Source organism: Enterobacter sp. UPMP2060 (assembly GCF_053709655.1).
Map to the genome: position 1 here is coordinate 296,158 of NZ_JBSKJQ010000002.1, position 14,448 is coordinate 310,605.

The 14,448-nt window shown below is 57.9% G+C and carries 13 protein-coding genes; 11 read left to right on the forward strand and 2 right to left on the reverse strand.

Annotated elements, in window-relative coordinates; genetic code table 11:
• The first annotated feature begins 30 nt into the window (after positions 1 to 30).
• The 8 genes from nuoG to nuoN all read left to right on the forward strand — a co-directional run bounded on the left by nuoG (position 31) and on the right by nuoN (position 10,056).
• Positions 31 to 2,754, forward strand: coding sequence for an NADH-quinone oxidoreductase subunit NuoG (gene nuoG / locus ACWKXN_RS06885; protein WP_126327509.1), 2,724 nt, complete (start codon positions 31 to 33; stop codon positions 2,752 to 2,754).
• Positions 2,751 to 3,728, forward strand: coding sequence for an NADH-quinone oxidoreductase subunit NuoH (gene nuoH, locus ACWKXN_RS06890; RefSeq protein WP_008500211.1), 978 nt, complete (start codon positions 2,751 to 2,753; stop codon positions 3,726 to 3,728). Before nuoG ends, nuoH begins: the two co-directional genes overlap by 4 nt.
• A gap of 13 nt (positions 3,729 to 3,741) precedes the next feature.
• The gene (gene nuoI / locus ACWKXN_RS06895; protein WP_003861491.1) at positions 3,742 to 4,284 is read left to right on the forward strand and encodes an NADH-quinone oxidoreductase subunit NuoI; all 543 of its coding nucleotides are present in this window, start codon (positions 3,742 to 3,744) and stop codon (positions 4,282 to 4,284) included.
• A 10-nt stretch (positions 4,285 to 4,294) separates the two neighbouring features.
• On the forward strand, positions 4,295 to 4,849 hold the full coding sequence (gene nuoJ / locus ACWKXN_RS06900) for an NADH-quinone oxidoreductase subunit J (protein WP_023312534.1): 555 nt from the start codon (positions 4,295 to 4,297) through the stop codon (positions 4,847 to 4,849).
• Positions 4,846 to 5,148, forward strand: a complete 303-nt coding sequence (gene nuoK, locus ACWKXN_RS06905; RefSeq protein WP_003861496.1) for an NADH-quinone oxidoreductase subunit NuoK — start codon at positions 4,846 to 4,848, stop codon at positions 5,146 to 5,148. The genes nuoJ and nuoK overlap by 4 nt, the downstream gene beginning before the upstream one ends.
• Positions 5,145 to 6,986: an NADH-quinone oxidoreductase subunit L gene (nuoL, locus tag ACWKXN_RS06910; protein ID WP_014884634.1), complete on the forward strand. Its 1,842-nt coding sequence runs from the start codon at positions 5,145 to 5,147 to the stop codon at positions 6,984 to 6,986. The genes nuoK and nuoL overlap by 4 nt, the downstream gene beginning before the upstream one ends.
• 76 nt (positions 6,987 to 7,062) lie before the next feature.
• Positions 7,063 to 8,592: an NADH-quinone oxidoreductase subunit M gene (gene nuoM, locus ACWKXN_RS06915; RefSeq protein WP_023312532.1), complete on the forward strand. Its 1,530-nt coding sequence runs from the start codon at positions 7,063 to 7,065 to the stop codon at positions 8,590 to 8,592.
• Between the two features lie 6 nt (positions 8,593 to 8,598).
• Entirely contained in the window at positions 8,599 to 10,056 is a 1,458-nt protein-coding gene (gene nuoN, locus ACWKXN_RS06920) for an NADH-quinone oxidoreductase subunit NuoN (protein ID WP_023312531.1), read from the forward strand.
• A gap of 92 nt (positions 10,057 to 10,148) precedes the next feature.
• Here the strand turns inward: nuoN and ACWKXN_RS06925 are convergent, their stop codons facing one another.
• Complete coding sequence (locus ACWKXN_RS06925; protein WP_033146077.1) at positions 10,149 to 11,153, reverse strand: chemotaxis protein; 1,005 nt, start codon at positions 11,151 to 11,153, stop codon at positions 10,149 to 10,151.
• A gap of 64 nt (positions 11,154 to 11,217) precedes the next feature.
• Complete coding sequence (rbn, locus tag ACWKXN_RS06930) at positions 11,218 to 12,135, reverse strand: ribonuclease BN (protein WP_454543537.1); 918 nt, start codon at positions 12,133 to 12,135, stop codon at positions 11,218 to 11,220.
• A 71-nt stretch (positions 12,136 to 12,206) separates the two neighbouring features.
• Here rbn and ACWKXN_RS06935 point away from each other — a divergent pair, with 71 nt between their 5' ends.
• The 3 genes from ACWKXN_RS06935 to menF all read left to right on the forward strand — a co-directional run bounded on the left by ACWKXN_RS06935 (position 12,207) and on the right by menF (position 14,409).
• Positions 12,207 to 12,668 (forward strand): GNAT family N-acetyltransferase, encoded by a 462-nt coding sequence (locus ACWKXN_RS06935; RefSeq protein WP_033146075.1) that lies wholly within the window; start codon positions 12,207 to 12,209, stop codon positions 12,666 to 12,668.
• A gap of 53 nt (positions 12,669 to 12,721) precedes the next feature.
• Positions 12,722 to 13,027 (forward strand): stress response protein ElaB, encoded by a 306-nt coding sequence (gene elaB / locus ACWKXN_RS06940; protein ID WP_008500219.1) that lies wholly within the window; start codon positions 12,722 to 12,724, stop codon positions 13,025 to 13,027.
• A gap of 86 nt (positions 13,028 to 13,113) precedes the next feature.
• Positions 13,114 to 14,409, forward strand: coding sequence for an isochorismate synthase MenF (gene menF / locus ACWKXN_RS06945; RefSeq protein ID WP_454543538.1), 1,296 nt, complete (start codon positions 13,114 to 13,116; stop codon positions 14,407 to 14,409).
• The last annotated feature ends 39 nt before the right edge of the window (positions 14,410 to 14,448 follow it).

Sequence of the window (14,448 nt, forward strand, 5' to 3'; positions counted from 1 at the left end):
GTTTCGACCGAGCCAACTGGAAGCATGCTAATGGCTACGATTCATGTAGACGGCAAAGAATACGAAGTCAACGGGGCGGACAACCTGCTGGAAGCTTGTCTGTCTCTTGGCCTCGATATTCCGTACTTTTGCTGGCATCCGGCGCTGGGCAGCGTCGGTGCTTGCCGCCAGTGTGCGGTGAAGCAATATCAAAACGCGGAAGACACGCGTGGTCGCCTGGTGATGTCCTGTATGACGCCAGCCACCGAAGGCACCTTTATTTCGATTGATGACGAAGAAGCGAAACAGTTCCGCGAAAGCGTTGTGGAATGGTTGATGACCAACCACCCGCACGACTGTCCGGTCTGTGAAGAGGGCGGTAACTGCCACCTTCAGGATATGACCGTGATGACCGGCCACAGCTTCCGTCGCTATCGCTTTACCAAGCGTACCCACCGTAACCAGGACCTGGGGCCGTTCATCTCTCACGAAATGAACCGCTGCATCGCCTGCTACCGCTGCGTGCGTTACTACAAAGACTACGCAGACGGTCAGGATCTGGGCGTATATGGCGCGCACGATAACGTCTACTTCGGTCGTCCGGAAGACGGTACGCTTGAAAGCGAATTCTCCGGTAACCTGGTAGAAATCTGCCCGACCGGCGTATTCACGGATAAAACCCATTCCGAGCGTTACAACCGCAAATGGGACATGCAGTTTGCGCCAAGCATCTGCCAGCAGTGTTCCCTCGGCTGTAACACCAGCCCGGGTGAGCGTTACGGCGAGCTGCGTCGTATCGAAAACCGTTACAACGGCACCGTTAACCACTACTTCCTCTGCGACCGCGGTCGTTTCGGCTATGGCTATGTGAACCTGAAAGACCGTCCGCGTCAGCCGGTTCAGCGCCGTGGCGACGACTTCATTACCCTGAACGCTGAGCAGGCGATGCAGGGCGCGGCAGATATTCTGCGCCAGTCGAAGAAAGTGATCGGTATCGGCTCCCCGCGTGCCAGCATCGAAAGCAACTTCGCGCTGCGCGAGCTGGTTGGCGCGGAAAACTTCTATACCGGTATCGCCCAGGGCGAACAGGAACGTCTGCAGCTGGTACTGAAAGTGCTGCGTGAAGGCGGTATTCATACCCCTGCGCTGCGCGAAATCGAATCTTATGATGCGGTCCTGGTGCTGGGTGAAGACCTGACGCAGACGGGCGCACGCGCGGCTCTGGCGGTTCGTCAGGCGGTGAAGGGGAAAGCACGTGAAATGGCAGCGGCGCAGAAAGTGGCTGACTGGCAGATTGCGGCGATCCTGAACATCGGCCAGCGCGCGAAGCATCCTCTGTTTGTGACCAACGTCGACAACACCCGTCTGGACGATATCGCGGCGTGGACCTACTGCGCGCCGGTTGAAGATCAGGCGCGCCTCGGCTTTGCGATTGCCCACGCGCTGGACAGCAGCTCGCCGGCCGTTGAACTGGATCGCGACCTGCAGAACAAGGTCGACGTGATTGTTCAGGCCCTGGCAGGTGCGAAAAAACCGCTGATTATTTCCGGTACCAACGCCGGCAGCGCGGAGATCATTCAGGCGGCAGCCAACGTTGCTAAAGCCCTGAAAGGCCGCGGTGCGGACGTCGGTGTGACCATGATTGCCCGTGCGGTGAACAGCATTGGTCTGGGCATGATCGGCGGCGGCTCGCTGGAAGCAGCGTTAAGCGAACTGGAGTCCGGTGCCGCTGACGCCGTTGTGGTGCTGGAAAACGATCTGCATCGCCACGCCTCTGCCGCTCGCGTTGACGCCGCGCTCTCCAAAGCGCCGCTGGTAATGGTCATTGACCATCAGCGCACCGCGATCATGGACAAAGCGCACCTGGTGCTCTCTGCGGCAAGCTTCGCAGAAAGCGACGGTACCGTTATCAACAACGAAGGTCGCGCCCAGCGTTTCTTCCAGGTTTACGATCCGGCGTACTACGACAGCAACACCGTGATGCTGGAAAGCTGGCGCTGGCTGCACTCCCTGCACAGCACCGTGCAGAGCCGTGAAGTGGACTGGACGCAGCTCGACCACGTTATCGACGCGGTAGTGGAAAAACTGCCTCAGCTGGCAGGCATTAAAGATGCCGCACCTGAAGCAAGCTTCCGCATTCGCGGCCAGAAACTGGCGCGTGAACCGCACCGTTACAGCGGCCGTACCGCGATGCGCGCCAATATCAGCGTGCACGAACCGCGCCAGCCGCAGGATAAAGACACCATGTTCGCCTTCTCTATGGAAGGGAACAACCAGCCGTCTGCGCCGCGTTCGCAAATCCCATTCGCATGGGCGCCGGGCTGGAACTCCCCGCAGGCATGGAACAAGTTCCAGGCTGAAGTGGGTGGCTCCCTGCGTCACGGCGATCCGGGCGTGCGTCTGATTGAAGCCTCCGAAACCGGTCTGGACTTCTTCACCGCCGTACCGGCGAGCTTCCAGGCGCAGGATGGCAGCTGGCGTATCGCGCCGTACTACCATCTGTTCGGTAGCGACGAGCTGTCCCAGCGTTCACCGGTCTTCCAGACCCGCATGCCGCAGCCTTACATCAAGCTTAACCCGGCGGATGCCGCGAAGCTTGGCGTAAACGCGGGCGCAAACATTGCCTTTAGCTATGACGGCCAGACAATCAGCCTGCCGCTGATTATCTCCGAAGGTCTGACAGCAGGGCAGGTGGGTCTGCCGATGGGTATGCCTGGCATCGCGCCGGTTCTGGCGGGTGCGCGTCTTGATAATCTGCAGGAGGCAAAAGCATGAGTTGGTTAACGCCGGATCTTATCGACATCCTGCTGAGCATTCTGAAAGCGATTGTTATTCTGCTGGTGGTGGTCACCTGCGGCGCGTTCATGAGCTTTGGTGAACGTCGTCTGCTCGGTCTGTTCCAGAACCGTTACGGACCGAACCGCGTGGGCTGGGGTGGTTCACTCCAGCTGGTCGCGGACATGATCAAGATGTTCTTTAAAGAGGACTGGATCCCGCGCTTCTCTGACCGCGTGATCTTTACTCTGGCACCGATGATCGCCTTCACCTCGCTGCTGCTGGCGTTTGCTATCGTTCCGGTCAGCCCGACCTGGGTAGTCGCTGACCTGAACATCGGCATTCTGTTCTTCCTGATGATGGCAGGCCTCGCGGTGTACGCGGTGCTGTTCGCAGGCTGGTCCAGTAACAACAAATACTCGCTGCTGGGTGCGATGCGTGCTTCCGCGCAGACGCTGAGCTACGAAGTGTTCCTGGGGCTCTCCCTGATGGGCGTGGTGGCGCAGGCCGGTTCATTCAACATGACCGACATCGTCAACAACCAGGCCGACATCTGGAACGTTATCCCGCAGTTCTTTGGGTTTATTACCTTTGCTATCGCGGGCGTGGCGGTGTGTCACCGTCACCCGTTTGACCAGCCAGAAGCCGAACAGGAACTGGCCGACGGTTACCACATCGAATATTCCGGTATGAAATTCGGTCTGTTCTTCGTGGGCGAGTACATCGGTATCGTCACCATTTCCGCGTTGATGGTAACGCTGTTCTTCGGTGGCTGGCATGGCCCGTTCTTACCGCCGTTCATCTGGTTCGCGCTGAAAACCGCGTTCTTCATGATGATGTTCATTTTGATTCGCGCAGCGTTACCGCGTCCGCGTTATGACCAGGTAATGTCCTTCGGCTGGAAAGTGTGCTTGCCGCTGACGCTCGTCAACTTGTTGGTAACGGCGGCTGTCATTCTCTGGCAGCAGCCATAAGGGGCTATAGACCATGACCTTAAAAGAATTACTGGTAGGCTTTGGTACCCAGGTACGCAGTATCTGGATGATCGGCCTGCACGCGTTTGCCAAACGCGAAACCCGGATGTACCCGGAAGAGCCGGTATATCTGCCGCCGCGCTACCGTGGCCGTATCGTGCTGACGCGCGACCCGGACGGTTCCGAGCGCTGCGTTGCCTGTAACCTGTGTGCGGTAGCGTGTCCGGTAGGCTGTATCTCTCTGCAGAAAGCAGAGACGGTAGACGGCCGCTGGTACCCTGAGTTCTTCCGCATCAACTTCTCACGCTGCATTTTCTGCGGTCTGTGTGAAGAAGCGTGCCCAACCACGGCGATTCAGCTGACTCCAGACTTCGAGCTGGGTGAGTACAAGCGTCAGGACCTGGTGTACGAGAAAGAGGATCTGCTGATTTCCGGTCCGGGCAAATACCCGGAATATAACTTCTACCGGATGGCGGGTATGGCAATCGACGGCAAAGATAAGGGCGAAGCAGAGAACGAAGCTAAGCCTATCGACGTCAAGAGCCTGTTACCGTAAGGAGAGGGCAATGGAATTCGCTTTTTATATCTGTGGCCTTATCGCCATCCTGGCTACGCTGCGAGTGATTACGCACACCAATCCGGTGCATGCGCTGCTGTACTTAATCATCTCGCTGCTGGCCATTTCCGGGGTGTTCTTCGCACTGGGCGCGCACTTCGCCGGTGCGCTGGAAATCATCGTCTACGCCGGGGCCATCATGGTGCTGTTCGTGTTCGTGGTGATGATGCTGAACCTGGGCGGCTCTGAGATTGAGCAGGAACGTCAGTGGTTAAAACCGCAGGTGTGGATTGGTCCGGCAATTTTGTCGGCCATCATGCTGGCGGTGATTGTTTACGCCATTCTGGGCGTCAACGATCAGGGCATCGACGGCACGCCGATCGGCGCGAAAGAGGTCGGTATTACCCTCTTTGGCCCATACGTTCTGGCGGTTGAACTGGCCTCAATGCTGCTGCTGGCAGGTCTGGTTGTTGCTTTCCACGTTGGCCGCGAAGAGCGTGCTGGCGAGGTGCTGAGCAACCGCACTGACGACCGCGCGAAAAGAAAAACGGAGGAGCGCGCATGATCCCCTTAACACATGGACTGATCCTCGCTGCGATTTTATTCGTTCTGGGTCTGACCGGTCTGGTTATCCGCCGCAATCTGCTGTTTATGCTGATCGGTCTGGAAATCATGATTAACGCCTCCGCGCTGGCCTTCGTGGTCGCAGGAAGCTACTGGGGCCAGACCGATGGTCAGGTGATGTACATTCTCGCCATCAGCCTTGCGGCTGCCGAAGCGAGTATTGGCCTGGCGCTGTTGCTGCAGCTCCATCGTCGCCGCCAGAACCTGAACATCGATTCAGTAAGTGAGTTGCGTGGATGAACATGCTTGCCTTAACCATTATTTTTCCGCTGATTGGCTTCGTGCTGCTGGCGTTTTCTCGCGGCCGCTGGTCTGAGAATCTGTCTGCGACCGTGGGCATTGGCTCCATCGGTCTGGCTGCGCTGGTGACGGCGTATGCGGGTATCGACTTCTTTAACAACGGGCGTCAGCCTTTCAGCGTGCCGCTGTGGACCTGGATGTCGGTCGGTGATTTCAACATCGGCTTCAACCTGGTGCTGGACGGCCTCTCGCTGACCATGCTCTCCGTGGTCACCGGCGTGGGCTTCCTGATCCACATGTTCGCCTCCTGGTATATGCGCGGTGAAGAGGGTTACTCCCGCTTCTTCGCCTACACCAACCTGTTTATCGCCAGCATGGTTGTTCTGGTGCTGGCCGATAACCTGCTGCTGATGTATCTGGGCTGGGAAGGCGTAGGTCTGTGTTCTTACCTGCTGATCGGTTTCTACTACACCGATCCGAAGAATGGCGCAGCGGCCATGAAAGCGTTCGTCGTGACCCGCGTGGGTGACGTCTTCCTCGCTTTCGCGCTGTTCATTCTTTACAACGAACTGGGCACGCTGAACTTCCGCGAAATGGTGGAACTGGCGCCGGCGCACTTCGCTGCTGGCAACAACATGCTGTGGTGGGCAACGCTGATGCTGCTGGGTGGCGCCGTGGGTAAATCCGCGCAGCTGCCGTTGCAGACCTGGCTGGCCGACGCGATGGCGGGTCCAACCCCTGTCTCCGCGCTGATCCACGCCGCGACCATGGTAACCGCCGGTGTCTACCTGATTGCGCGTACCCATGGCCTGTTCCTGATGACCCCGGAAATTCTGCATCTGGTGGGTATCGTCGGTGCGGTCACGCTGGTGCTGGCAGGCTTTGCCGCGCTGGTGCAGACCGACATCAAACGTGTTCTCGCGTATTCCACCATGAGCCAGATTGGTTACATGTTCCTGGCGCTGGGCGTTCAGGCGTGGGACGCAGCCATTTTCCACCTGATGACGCACGCGTTCTTTAAAGCGCTGCTGTTCCTCTCATCCGGTTCCGTGATCCTGGCCTGCCATCACGAGCAGAATATCTTCAAGATGGGCGGACTGCGTAAGTCCATTCCGCTGGTTTATGTCTGCTTCCTGGTGGGCGGCGCGGCGCTGGCGGCACTGCCGCTGATCACTGCGGGCTTCTTCAGTAAAGACGAAATCCTTGCGGGTGCCATGGCGAATGGTCATATCAATCTGATGGTTGCGGGTCTGGTCGGTGCGTTCATGACCTCCCTGTATACCTTCCGTATGATTTTCATCGTATTCCACGGTAAAGAACAAATTCACGCTCACGCAGGGAAGGGGATCACCCACCACCTGCCGCTGATTGTGCTGCTGGTACTGTCCACCTTCGTTGGCGCGATGATTGTGCCACCGCTGCAGGGCGTACTGCCAGACACCACCGAGCTTGAGCACGGTCGCGTTCTGACGCTTGAAATCACCTCCGGTGTGGTCGCTATCGCGGGCATCCTGATCGCTGCATGGCTGTGGCTGGGCAAACGTACGCTGGTGACTGCCGTTGCCAACAGTGCGCCGGGCCGTCTGCTGGGCACCTGGTGGTACAACGCGTGGGGCTTCGACTGGCTGTACGACATGATCTTCGTTAAGCCGTTCCTGGGCATTGCGTGGCTGCTGAAGCGCGACCCGCTGAACAGCCTGATGAATATCCCGGCGATCCTTTCCCGCTTTGCAGGTAAAGGCCTGCTGTACAGCGAGAACGGTTACCTGCGCTGGTATGTGGCGTCCATGAGCATCGGTGCGGTTGTCGTGCTGGCGCTGCTGATGGTGTTGCGTTGATCGTTAAGTGAATTTTATTCGAATTCGTTGAAAATCAGGCCCCTGCTGGGGGCCTTAAAAAGGAATGTAAATCGCCATGTTACTACCCTGGCTAATATTAATTCCCTTCATCGGCGGCTTCCTGTGCTGGCAGACTGAACGCTTTGGCGTGAAGATGCCGCGCTGGATCGCGCTGATCACCATGGGATTGACGCTCGCGCTTGGCCTGCAACTGTGGTTGCAGGGCGGTTACTCACTGACCCAGTCTGCGGGCATTCCGCAGTGGCAGTCTGAGTTCATCCTGCCGTGGATCCCGCGTTTCGGCATTACGATCCACCTGGCGATTGACGGTCTGTCGCTGCTGATGGTGGTGCTGACCGGTCTGCTCGGCGTTCTGGCGGTACTTTGCTCCTGGCGAGAAATCGAAAAATACCAGGGCTTCTTCCACCTGAACCTGATGTGGATCCTGGGCGGCGTGATCGGCGTGTTCCTTGCCATCGACATGTTCCTGTTCTTCTTCTTCTGGGAGATGATGCTGGTGCCGATGTACTTCCTGATCGCGCTGTGGGGCCACAAGGCGTCCGACGGTAAAACGCGTATCACGGCGGCAACCAAGTTCTTCATCTATACCCAGGCGAGTGGTCTGGTGATGTTGATTGCTATTCTGGCGCTGGTGTTTGTTCACCACAACGCGACCGGAACCTGGACCTTCAACTACGAAGATCTGCTGAAAACGCCAATGTCCCACGGCGTTGAATACCTGCTGATGCTGGGCTTCTTCATCGCGTTCGCGGTGAAAATGCCGGTCGTTCCGCTGCACGGCTGGCTGCCAGACGCGCACTCTCAGGCACCAACGGCGGGTTCCGTTGACCTGGCGGGCATCTTGCTGAAAACGGCGGCCTACGGTCTGCTGCGTTTCGCACTGCCGCTGTTCCCGAATGCCTCCGCTGAGTTCGCACCGATTGCCATGTGGCTGGGTGTGATCGGTATCTTCTACGGTGCCTGGATGGCCTTCACGCAGTACGACATTAAGCGTCTGATTGCCTACACATCCGTTTCCCACATGGGCTTCGTGCTGATTGCTATCTACACTGGCAGCCAGCTGGCGTACCAGGGCGCGGTGATCCAGATGATTGCGCACGGTCTGTCCGCAGCCGGCCTCTTCATCCTGTGCGGTCAGCTGTACGAACGTCTGCATACCCGCGACATGCGCATGATGGGCGGCCTGTGGAGCAAAATTAAATGGCTGCCAGCGCTGTCCATGTTCTTCGCGGTGGCTACCCTGGGGATGCCGGGTACCGGTAACTTCGTCGGCGAATTTATGATTCTGTTCGGCAGCTTCAAAGTGGTACCGGTGATTACCGTGATCTCCACCTTTGGTCTGGTGTTCGCTTCCGTGTACTCGCTGGCGATGCTGCACCGCGCTTACTTCGGTAAAGCGAAGAGCGAAATTGCTGCACAAGAACTGCCGGGGATGTCGCTGCGTGAGCTGTTCATCATCCTGCTGCTGGTCGTACTGCTGGTGCTGCTGGGCTTCTTCCCGCAGCCGATTCTGGATACCTCGCATAGCGCGATGGGTAACATCCAGCAGTGGTTTGTTAATTCTGCTTCTACTACAAGGCCGTAATTCGCCATGACAATAACTCCACAACAACTGATCGCGCTGCTACCGCTGCTGATCGTCGGATTGACGGTGGTGGTTGTGATGCTCTCCATTGCGTGGCGACGCAATCACTTCCTGAATGCCACGCTGTCGGTCATCGGCCTGAACGCCGCGTTAGTCTCTCTCTGGTTTGTTGGCCAGGGTGGGGCGATGGACGTCACCCCGCTGATGCGCGTTGACGGTTACGCCATGCTGTATACCGGTCTGGTGCTGCTGGCGAGCCTGGCAACCTGTACCTTTGCGTACCCGTGGCTCGAAGGCTACAACGACAACAAAGAAGAGTTTTACCTGCTGGTTCTGATTGCCGCGCTGGGCGGCATTCTGCTGGCGAATGCGAACCACCTGGCCGCGCTGTTCCTCGGTATTGAGCTGATCTCTCTGCCGCTGTTCGGCCTGATTGGTTACGCCTTCCGTCAGAAGCGTTCCCTGGAAGCAAGCATCAAGTACACCATTCTGTCTGCTGCTGCGTCCTCGTTCCTGCTGTTTGGTATTGCGCTGCTGTACGCACAGTCCGGTAACCTCTCTTTCATGGCGCTCGGCAAGAGCCTCGGTGACGGCATGCTGCATGAGCCGCTGCTGCTGGCGGGTCTGGGCATGATGATTGTTGGCCTCGGCTTCAAACTCTCTCTGGTGCCTTTCCACCTGTGGACGCCAGACGTATACCAGGGTGCCCCGGCTCCGGTGTCGACCTTCCTGGCGACGGCGAGCAAGATCGCTATCTTCGGTGTGGTCATGCGTCTGTTCCTGTACGCGCCGGTGGGTGACAGCGAAGCGGTTCGCGTGGTGCTGGGCATTATCGCGTTCGTCTCCATCATCTTCGGTAACCTGATGGCGCTGAGCCAGACCAACATCAAGCGTCTGCTGGGCTACTCGTCTATCTCTCATCTGGGCTACCTGATGGTGGCGCTGATTGCGCTGCAGAGCGGCGAGATGTCAATGGAAACCGTGGGCGTGTATCTGGCCGGTTACCTGTTCAGCAGTCTCGGCGCCTTCGGCGTGGTGAGCCTGATGTCCAGCCCGTACCGTGGCCCGGATGCCGATTCACTGTTCTCCTACCGTGGTCTGTTCTGGCACCGTCCGATCCTGTCCGCGGTAATGACCGTGATGATGCTCTCTCTGGCAGGTATCCCGATGACGCTTGGCTTTATCGGTAAGTTCTACGTGCTGGCCGTCGGTGTGCAGGCGCACCTGTGGTGGCTGACCGCGGGCGTGGTTATTGGCTCCGCGATTGGCCTCTACTACTACCTGCGTGTTGCCGTGAGTCTGTACCTGAGCGCGCCTCAGCAGCTCAACCGTGATGCCCCAACCAACTGGCAGTACAGCGCCGGTGGTATCGTCGTGCTTATCTCCGCACTGCTGGTGCTGATCTTCGGTATCTATCCGCAGCCGCTGATTGATATCGTGCAGCGAGCGATGCCGCTGATGTAAAAACAAAAAACCCGCCGAGGCGGGTTTTTTTATGATTTGTACCCTCGCCCTAAGGGAGAGGGCCAGGGTGAAGGCACCTGCCCGCACCGGACTTAAGCCAGCTGCTTCCGGCTAATCAACGGCCCGTCAATCTTCTTCATCGAGCGGTCCAGCACTTCCTCAATCACCGACGACAGCTCGTTCAGCTCAAACTTCGCGACGTACCCGTCCGCCTTCACCTTGCGAATATGATCTTCGTTGGCGTTGCCGGACAGGGAAGAGTGGATGACCACCGGAATGTCCTTCAATATCGGGTCGGTTTTGATTTTGCGCGTCAGCGTAAAACCGTCCATCTCCGGCATTTCGAGGTCGGTCAGCACCAGAGCGATCTTATCGGTGATGGGAACTCCTTCAGCCTGCGCCTGTGCGGCCAGCACGCCAATTTTCTCCCACGCGTCTTTGCCGGTGATATGCAGCTGCGCGGGGATCTCCATGGCCTGCAGACCTTTCTCCAGCATCGATCGCGCCACCTTGGAATCTTCCGCGACGATGGCGACAGCGCCCGGCTTGATATGGAATTTGGTGGTCTTCAGGTTCGTGGCGTGCAGATCGTGATTGGCCGGGGTGATGTCATACAGGATCTGCTCAACGTCCAGCACCATCGCCAGATCGTTGGTATCGGTCTTCTCGTCAAGACACGCAATGCTGGTGATGTAGCGACCGCTGACGGCGGTTTCCGCCGCATGCACCTGCTTCCAGTCCAGACGCATGATGTTCTCAACCGATTCCACGGCAAACGCCTGCACGCTGCGCGCATACTCGGTGATCAGCAGGATGTTCAGCCCGGTGGTTGGCTTACAGCCCGCCACGGCGGCCAGGTCAATCACCGGGATCACCTGATCGCGAATATTCACCATTCCCATCAGAGGTGACTTCATCCCGGCGGGTTTCGTGAACTCCGGCATCGGCACAATTTCACGCAGCTTAAAGACGTTAATGCCAAACAGCTCGGATTTATTTTCGTTCAGAGAGGTGCCAAGACGGAACAGCAACAGTTCAAAACGGTTCGACAGGGTCAGATTCGCCCTGTCATCAATATCTTTCTGGAAATTATCCATTCTACCCTCGAGAGAAATGCTGACCTTTTAATCGTTATCGGCATCCTGAGGGAAAAATGAAGGACTAAACGCTAACCTGAGCGAAATCTTCGGCCAGCTCACATTCCGGGAACAGCGCGTGACACTCTGCCAGCAGCTTTTCGCAGCCCCGCGCGTCGTAGCGCGAGCTGACGTGGGTGACGATGAGCCGCCCGACGCCCGCGTCGCGGGCAAGCTGTGCCGCCTGACGCGTGGAGCTATGGCCCCGGCTGTTGGCTTTCTCTTCCATCGCCGTTTCAAGCGTCGCTTCATGCACCATGACGTCCACGCCCTGGGCCAGCGTGAGCGCCGCCGGGCACGGGGCCGTATCGCCAAAAATCGCCAGTTTTTTGCCGGGCTGCGGTGCGGCGAGATAATCCTGGCCGTTGATGACGCGTCCGTCATCCAGCGTGACGGTCTCTCCGTGCTTCAGACGCTGGAACAGCGGCCCGGGTTTTACGCCGTCGGCCATCAGCGCGGCGGCATCCAGCGCGCCGGGTTTGTCATGCGCCTCAATGCGGTAGCCATAGCACTCCACAGGATGATTGAGCGGTTGAGCGGTAACCCGATAATCCCCGTCGTCGAATACCAGCCCTTCGGTAATCTCAACGACCTCCAGCGGATAATCTGTCCATGACCCGCTCAGGCGCAGCGTAGTTTCGACAAATTCACGAATACCCGCTGGCCCGTAAATCGTCAGCGGGTTGGCGTTACCGGCCATCGAGCGGCTGCACAGAAGGCCGGGAAGGCCAAACAGGTGGTCGCCATGCAGATGGGTGATAAAAATTTTATCCAGCTTGCCGGGGTGGTAAGCGGTGTGTAACAGCTGATGCTGCGTCCCTTCACCGCAGTCAAACAGCCACAGCCCGCCGCGGGTGGGATGCTTAAGATCCAGCAGGATCGCCGTCACGTTTCGTGAGCGGGTTGGCACGCCAGCGGACGTACCCAGAAAAATCAGTTCCATAACGCAATCAGCCCTATGCCGAACGGGGAGGGGTTTAGTATAACGTGATGAACCCCAGGAAGGAGACTGACATGATCCAGTGGCAAGATTTACATCATAGCGACCTCACCGTTCATTCACTTTACGCCCTGCTGAAGCTGCGCTGTGAAGTGTTTGTTGTGGAACAGACCTGCCCGTATCAGGACATCGATGGTGATGACCTTGTCGGTGAGAACCGCCATATCCTCGGCTGGCGGGATAACGAGCTGGTGGCGTATGCGAGGATTCTGAAAAGCGAAGACGATTTTGAGCCCGTCGTCATTGGCCGCGTCATCATTAGCGGCAAAGCGCGAGGGGAAAAACTGGGCTATCAGCTGATGGAAAAAACGCTGGAGGCGTGCCGGAAACAGTGGCCGGACAAGGCGTTATACCTCGGCGCGCAGGCGCATCTTCAATCCTTTTACGGGCACTTTGGCTTTGCGCCAGTGACGGAGGTATACGATGAAGATGGCATTCCGCACGTCGGCATGGCGCGAGAAGTGAAACAGGCGTAATGGCATCTCGTTGGCTATAGTTAGCGGACTGGTGTACTAACATGGAGAAAAATATGTCATTTCAATCCTGGGATACCCGTATCGACGACGACCTGGCCTTGCTGAGCGAAACGCTGGAAGAGGTGTTACGTTCCTCCGGCGACCCTGCCGATCAGAAATATATTGAGCTAAAAGCCCGTGCCGAGCAGGCGCTGCATGAAGTGAAAAACCGCGTCAGCCATGCGTCAGATACTTACTACTACCGTGCCAAAAAAGCGGTGTATCGTGCCGATGATTACGTGCATGAAAAACCGTGGCAGGGTATTGGGGTGGGTGCTGCCGTAGGGCTGGTGCTGGGGCTGCTGTTAGCCCGTCGTTAAGCCGCTTAACCACTCCCTATACGTGGGTACTGCTATTTATGGTCAGTACCCCGTATAATATGAGGTTTTAACAGGGAGAGGTTCGCGTGAATTCGATTTTCCTCGCGCTGGAGCAACTGCGTACCCAGCTATCGCAAGCGTTACCCGCAGCACCCGGTATACGTCATTTCGACGTCTCTTTCCCGTTAAACGACGCCTTCGATCCCCTCGCCTGGCTGGGCGAGCAGCAGTGTTATCCGCAGTTTTACTGGCAGCAGCGTAACGGCGATGAAGAGCTGGCCGCGCTGGGGGCGGTCAACCAATTTTCCTCTCTGGCATTAGCCTCGCAGTTTTTGCGCGAGCAAAATGCGGCGCAAGATACTCGCATCTGCGGCCTGAACGCCTTTAATCCCGAACAGGGGAGCCTCTTTTTACCGCGACTGCTCTGGCGACGTACCGCCGGCAACGCCACGCTGCGCCTGCTGCTCTGGAGCGACCGCTCGCTTGTGGAGGATGCCCGCGTCGCGCAGGATTTTTTACAGCGGCTTCGTCCTGCCAAATCTATCCGTCCGCTCTCCGTGCAGGTTGAGCACGAAACCCATCAGCCGCAGCAGGCCGAATGGCTGAAACTTATCCGCAGGGCGACGGAGACCATCGCGCGCGGTGAGTTTGAAAAAGTGGTGCTCGCCAGGGCAACCGATCTGCAGTTCACGCAGCGTGTTAACCCTGTCGCGCTGATGGCCGCCAGCCGCGCCCTGAATTTACATTGCTATCATTTCTGCATGGTATTCGACGCCAGCAACGCGTTTCTCGGCTCTACGCCCGAGCGTCTCTGGCGGCGGCGCGGCAAGCTGCTGCGCACGGAAGCGCTCGCTGGCACCGTCGCCAGCCATACCGATGATAGCCAGGCGCAGCGTCTCGGCGAGTGGCTGCTGAACGATGATAAAAACCAGCGCGAAAATATGCTGGTGGTGGAAGATATCTGCCAGCGTCTTCAGCACTCTACGCAGACCCTTGAGGTACTGCCCCCCCAGGTGGTACGCCTGCGTAAGGTGCAGCATTTACGCCGCTGTATCTGGACCGAGCTCAAACAGGCCGACGACGAGCAGTGTCTGCTGATGTTACAGCCGACCGCGGCCGTTGCCGGATTACCCCGACAGCCCGCGCGCGAGTTCATCCAGAAGGTTGAACCCTTTAACCGCGAGTGGTATGCCGGTTCGGCCGGGTACTTATCCCCCGAACAGAGTGAGTTCTGCGTGGCGCTGCGCTCCGCGCGCGTTCAGGAGGACTCCCTGCGGCTCTACGCCGGTGCCGGTATTGTCAGCGGGTCTGACCCGGAGCAGGAGTGGCAGGAGATTGAAAATAAAGCCGCCGGATTGCGCTCTCTGCTCCTAAGGGATTAATACAGATTCGCGCAATCCCGATTCATATCAAAATTCCAA

Excerpts from the sequence above, each read along its gene's own strand:
- nuoG (WP_126327509.1), top strand. The coding sequence starts at position 31 with ATGGCTACGATTCATGTAGACGGCAAAGAATACGAAGTCAACGGGGCG.
- nuoH (WP_008500211.1), top strand. The coding sequence starts at position 2,751 with ATGAGTTGGTTAACGCCGGATCTTATCGACATCCTGCTGAGCATTCTG.
- nuoI (WP_003861491.1), top strand. The coding sequence starts at position 3,742 with ATGACCTTAAAAGAATTACTGGTAGGCTTTGGTACCCAGGTACGCAGT.
- nuoJ (WP_023312534.1), top strand. The coding sequence starts at position 4,295 with ATGGAATTCGCTTTTTATATCTGTGGCCTTATCGCCATCCTGGCTACG.
- nuoK (WP_003861496.1), top strand. The coding sequence starts at position 4,846 with ATGATCCCCTTAACACATGGACTGATCCTCGCTGCGATTTTATTCGTT.
- nuoL (WP_014884634.1), top strand. The coding sequence starts at position 5,145 with ATGAACATGCTTGCCTTAACCATTATTTTTCCGCTGATTGGCTTCGTG.
- nuoM (WP_023312532.1), top strand. The coding sequence starts at position 7,063 with ATGTTACTACCCTGGCTAATATTAATTCCCTTCATCGGCGGCTTCCTG.
- nuoN (WP_023312531.1), top strand. The coding sequence starts at position 8,599 with ATGACAATAACTCCACAACAACTGATCGCGCTGCTACCGCTGCTGATC.
- ACWKXN_RS06925 (WP_033146077.1), bottom strand. The coding sequence starts at position 11,153 with ATGGATAATTTCCAGAAAGATATTGATGACAGGGCGAATCTGACCCTG.
- rbn (WP_454543537.1), bottom strand. The coding sequence starts at position 12,135 with ATGGAACTGATTTTTCTGGGTACGTCCGCTGGCGTGCCAACCCGCTCA.
- ACWKXN_RS06935 (WP_033146075.1), top strand. The coding sequence starts at position 12,207 with ATGATCCAGTGGCAAGATTTACATCATAGCGACCTCACCGTTCATTCA.
- elaB (WP_008500219.1), top strand. The coding sequence starts at position 12,722 with ATGTCATTTCAATCCTGGGATACCCGTATCGACGACGACCTGGCCTTG.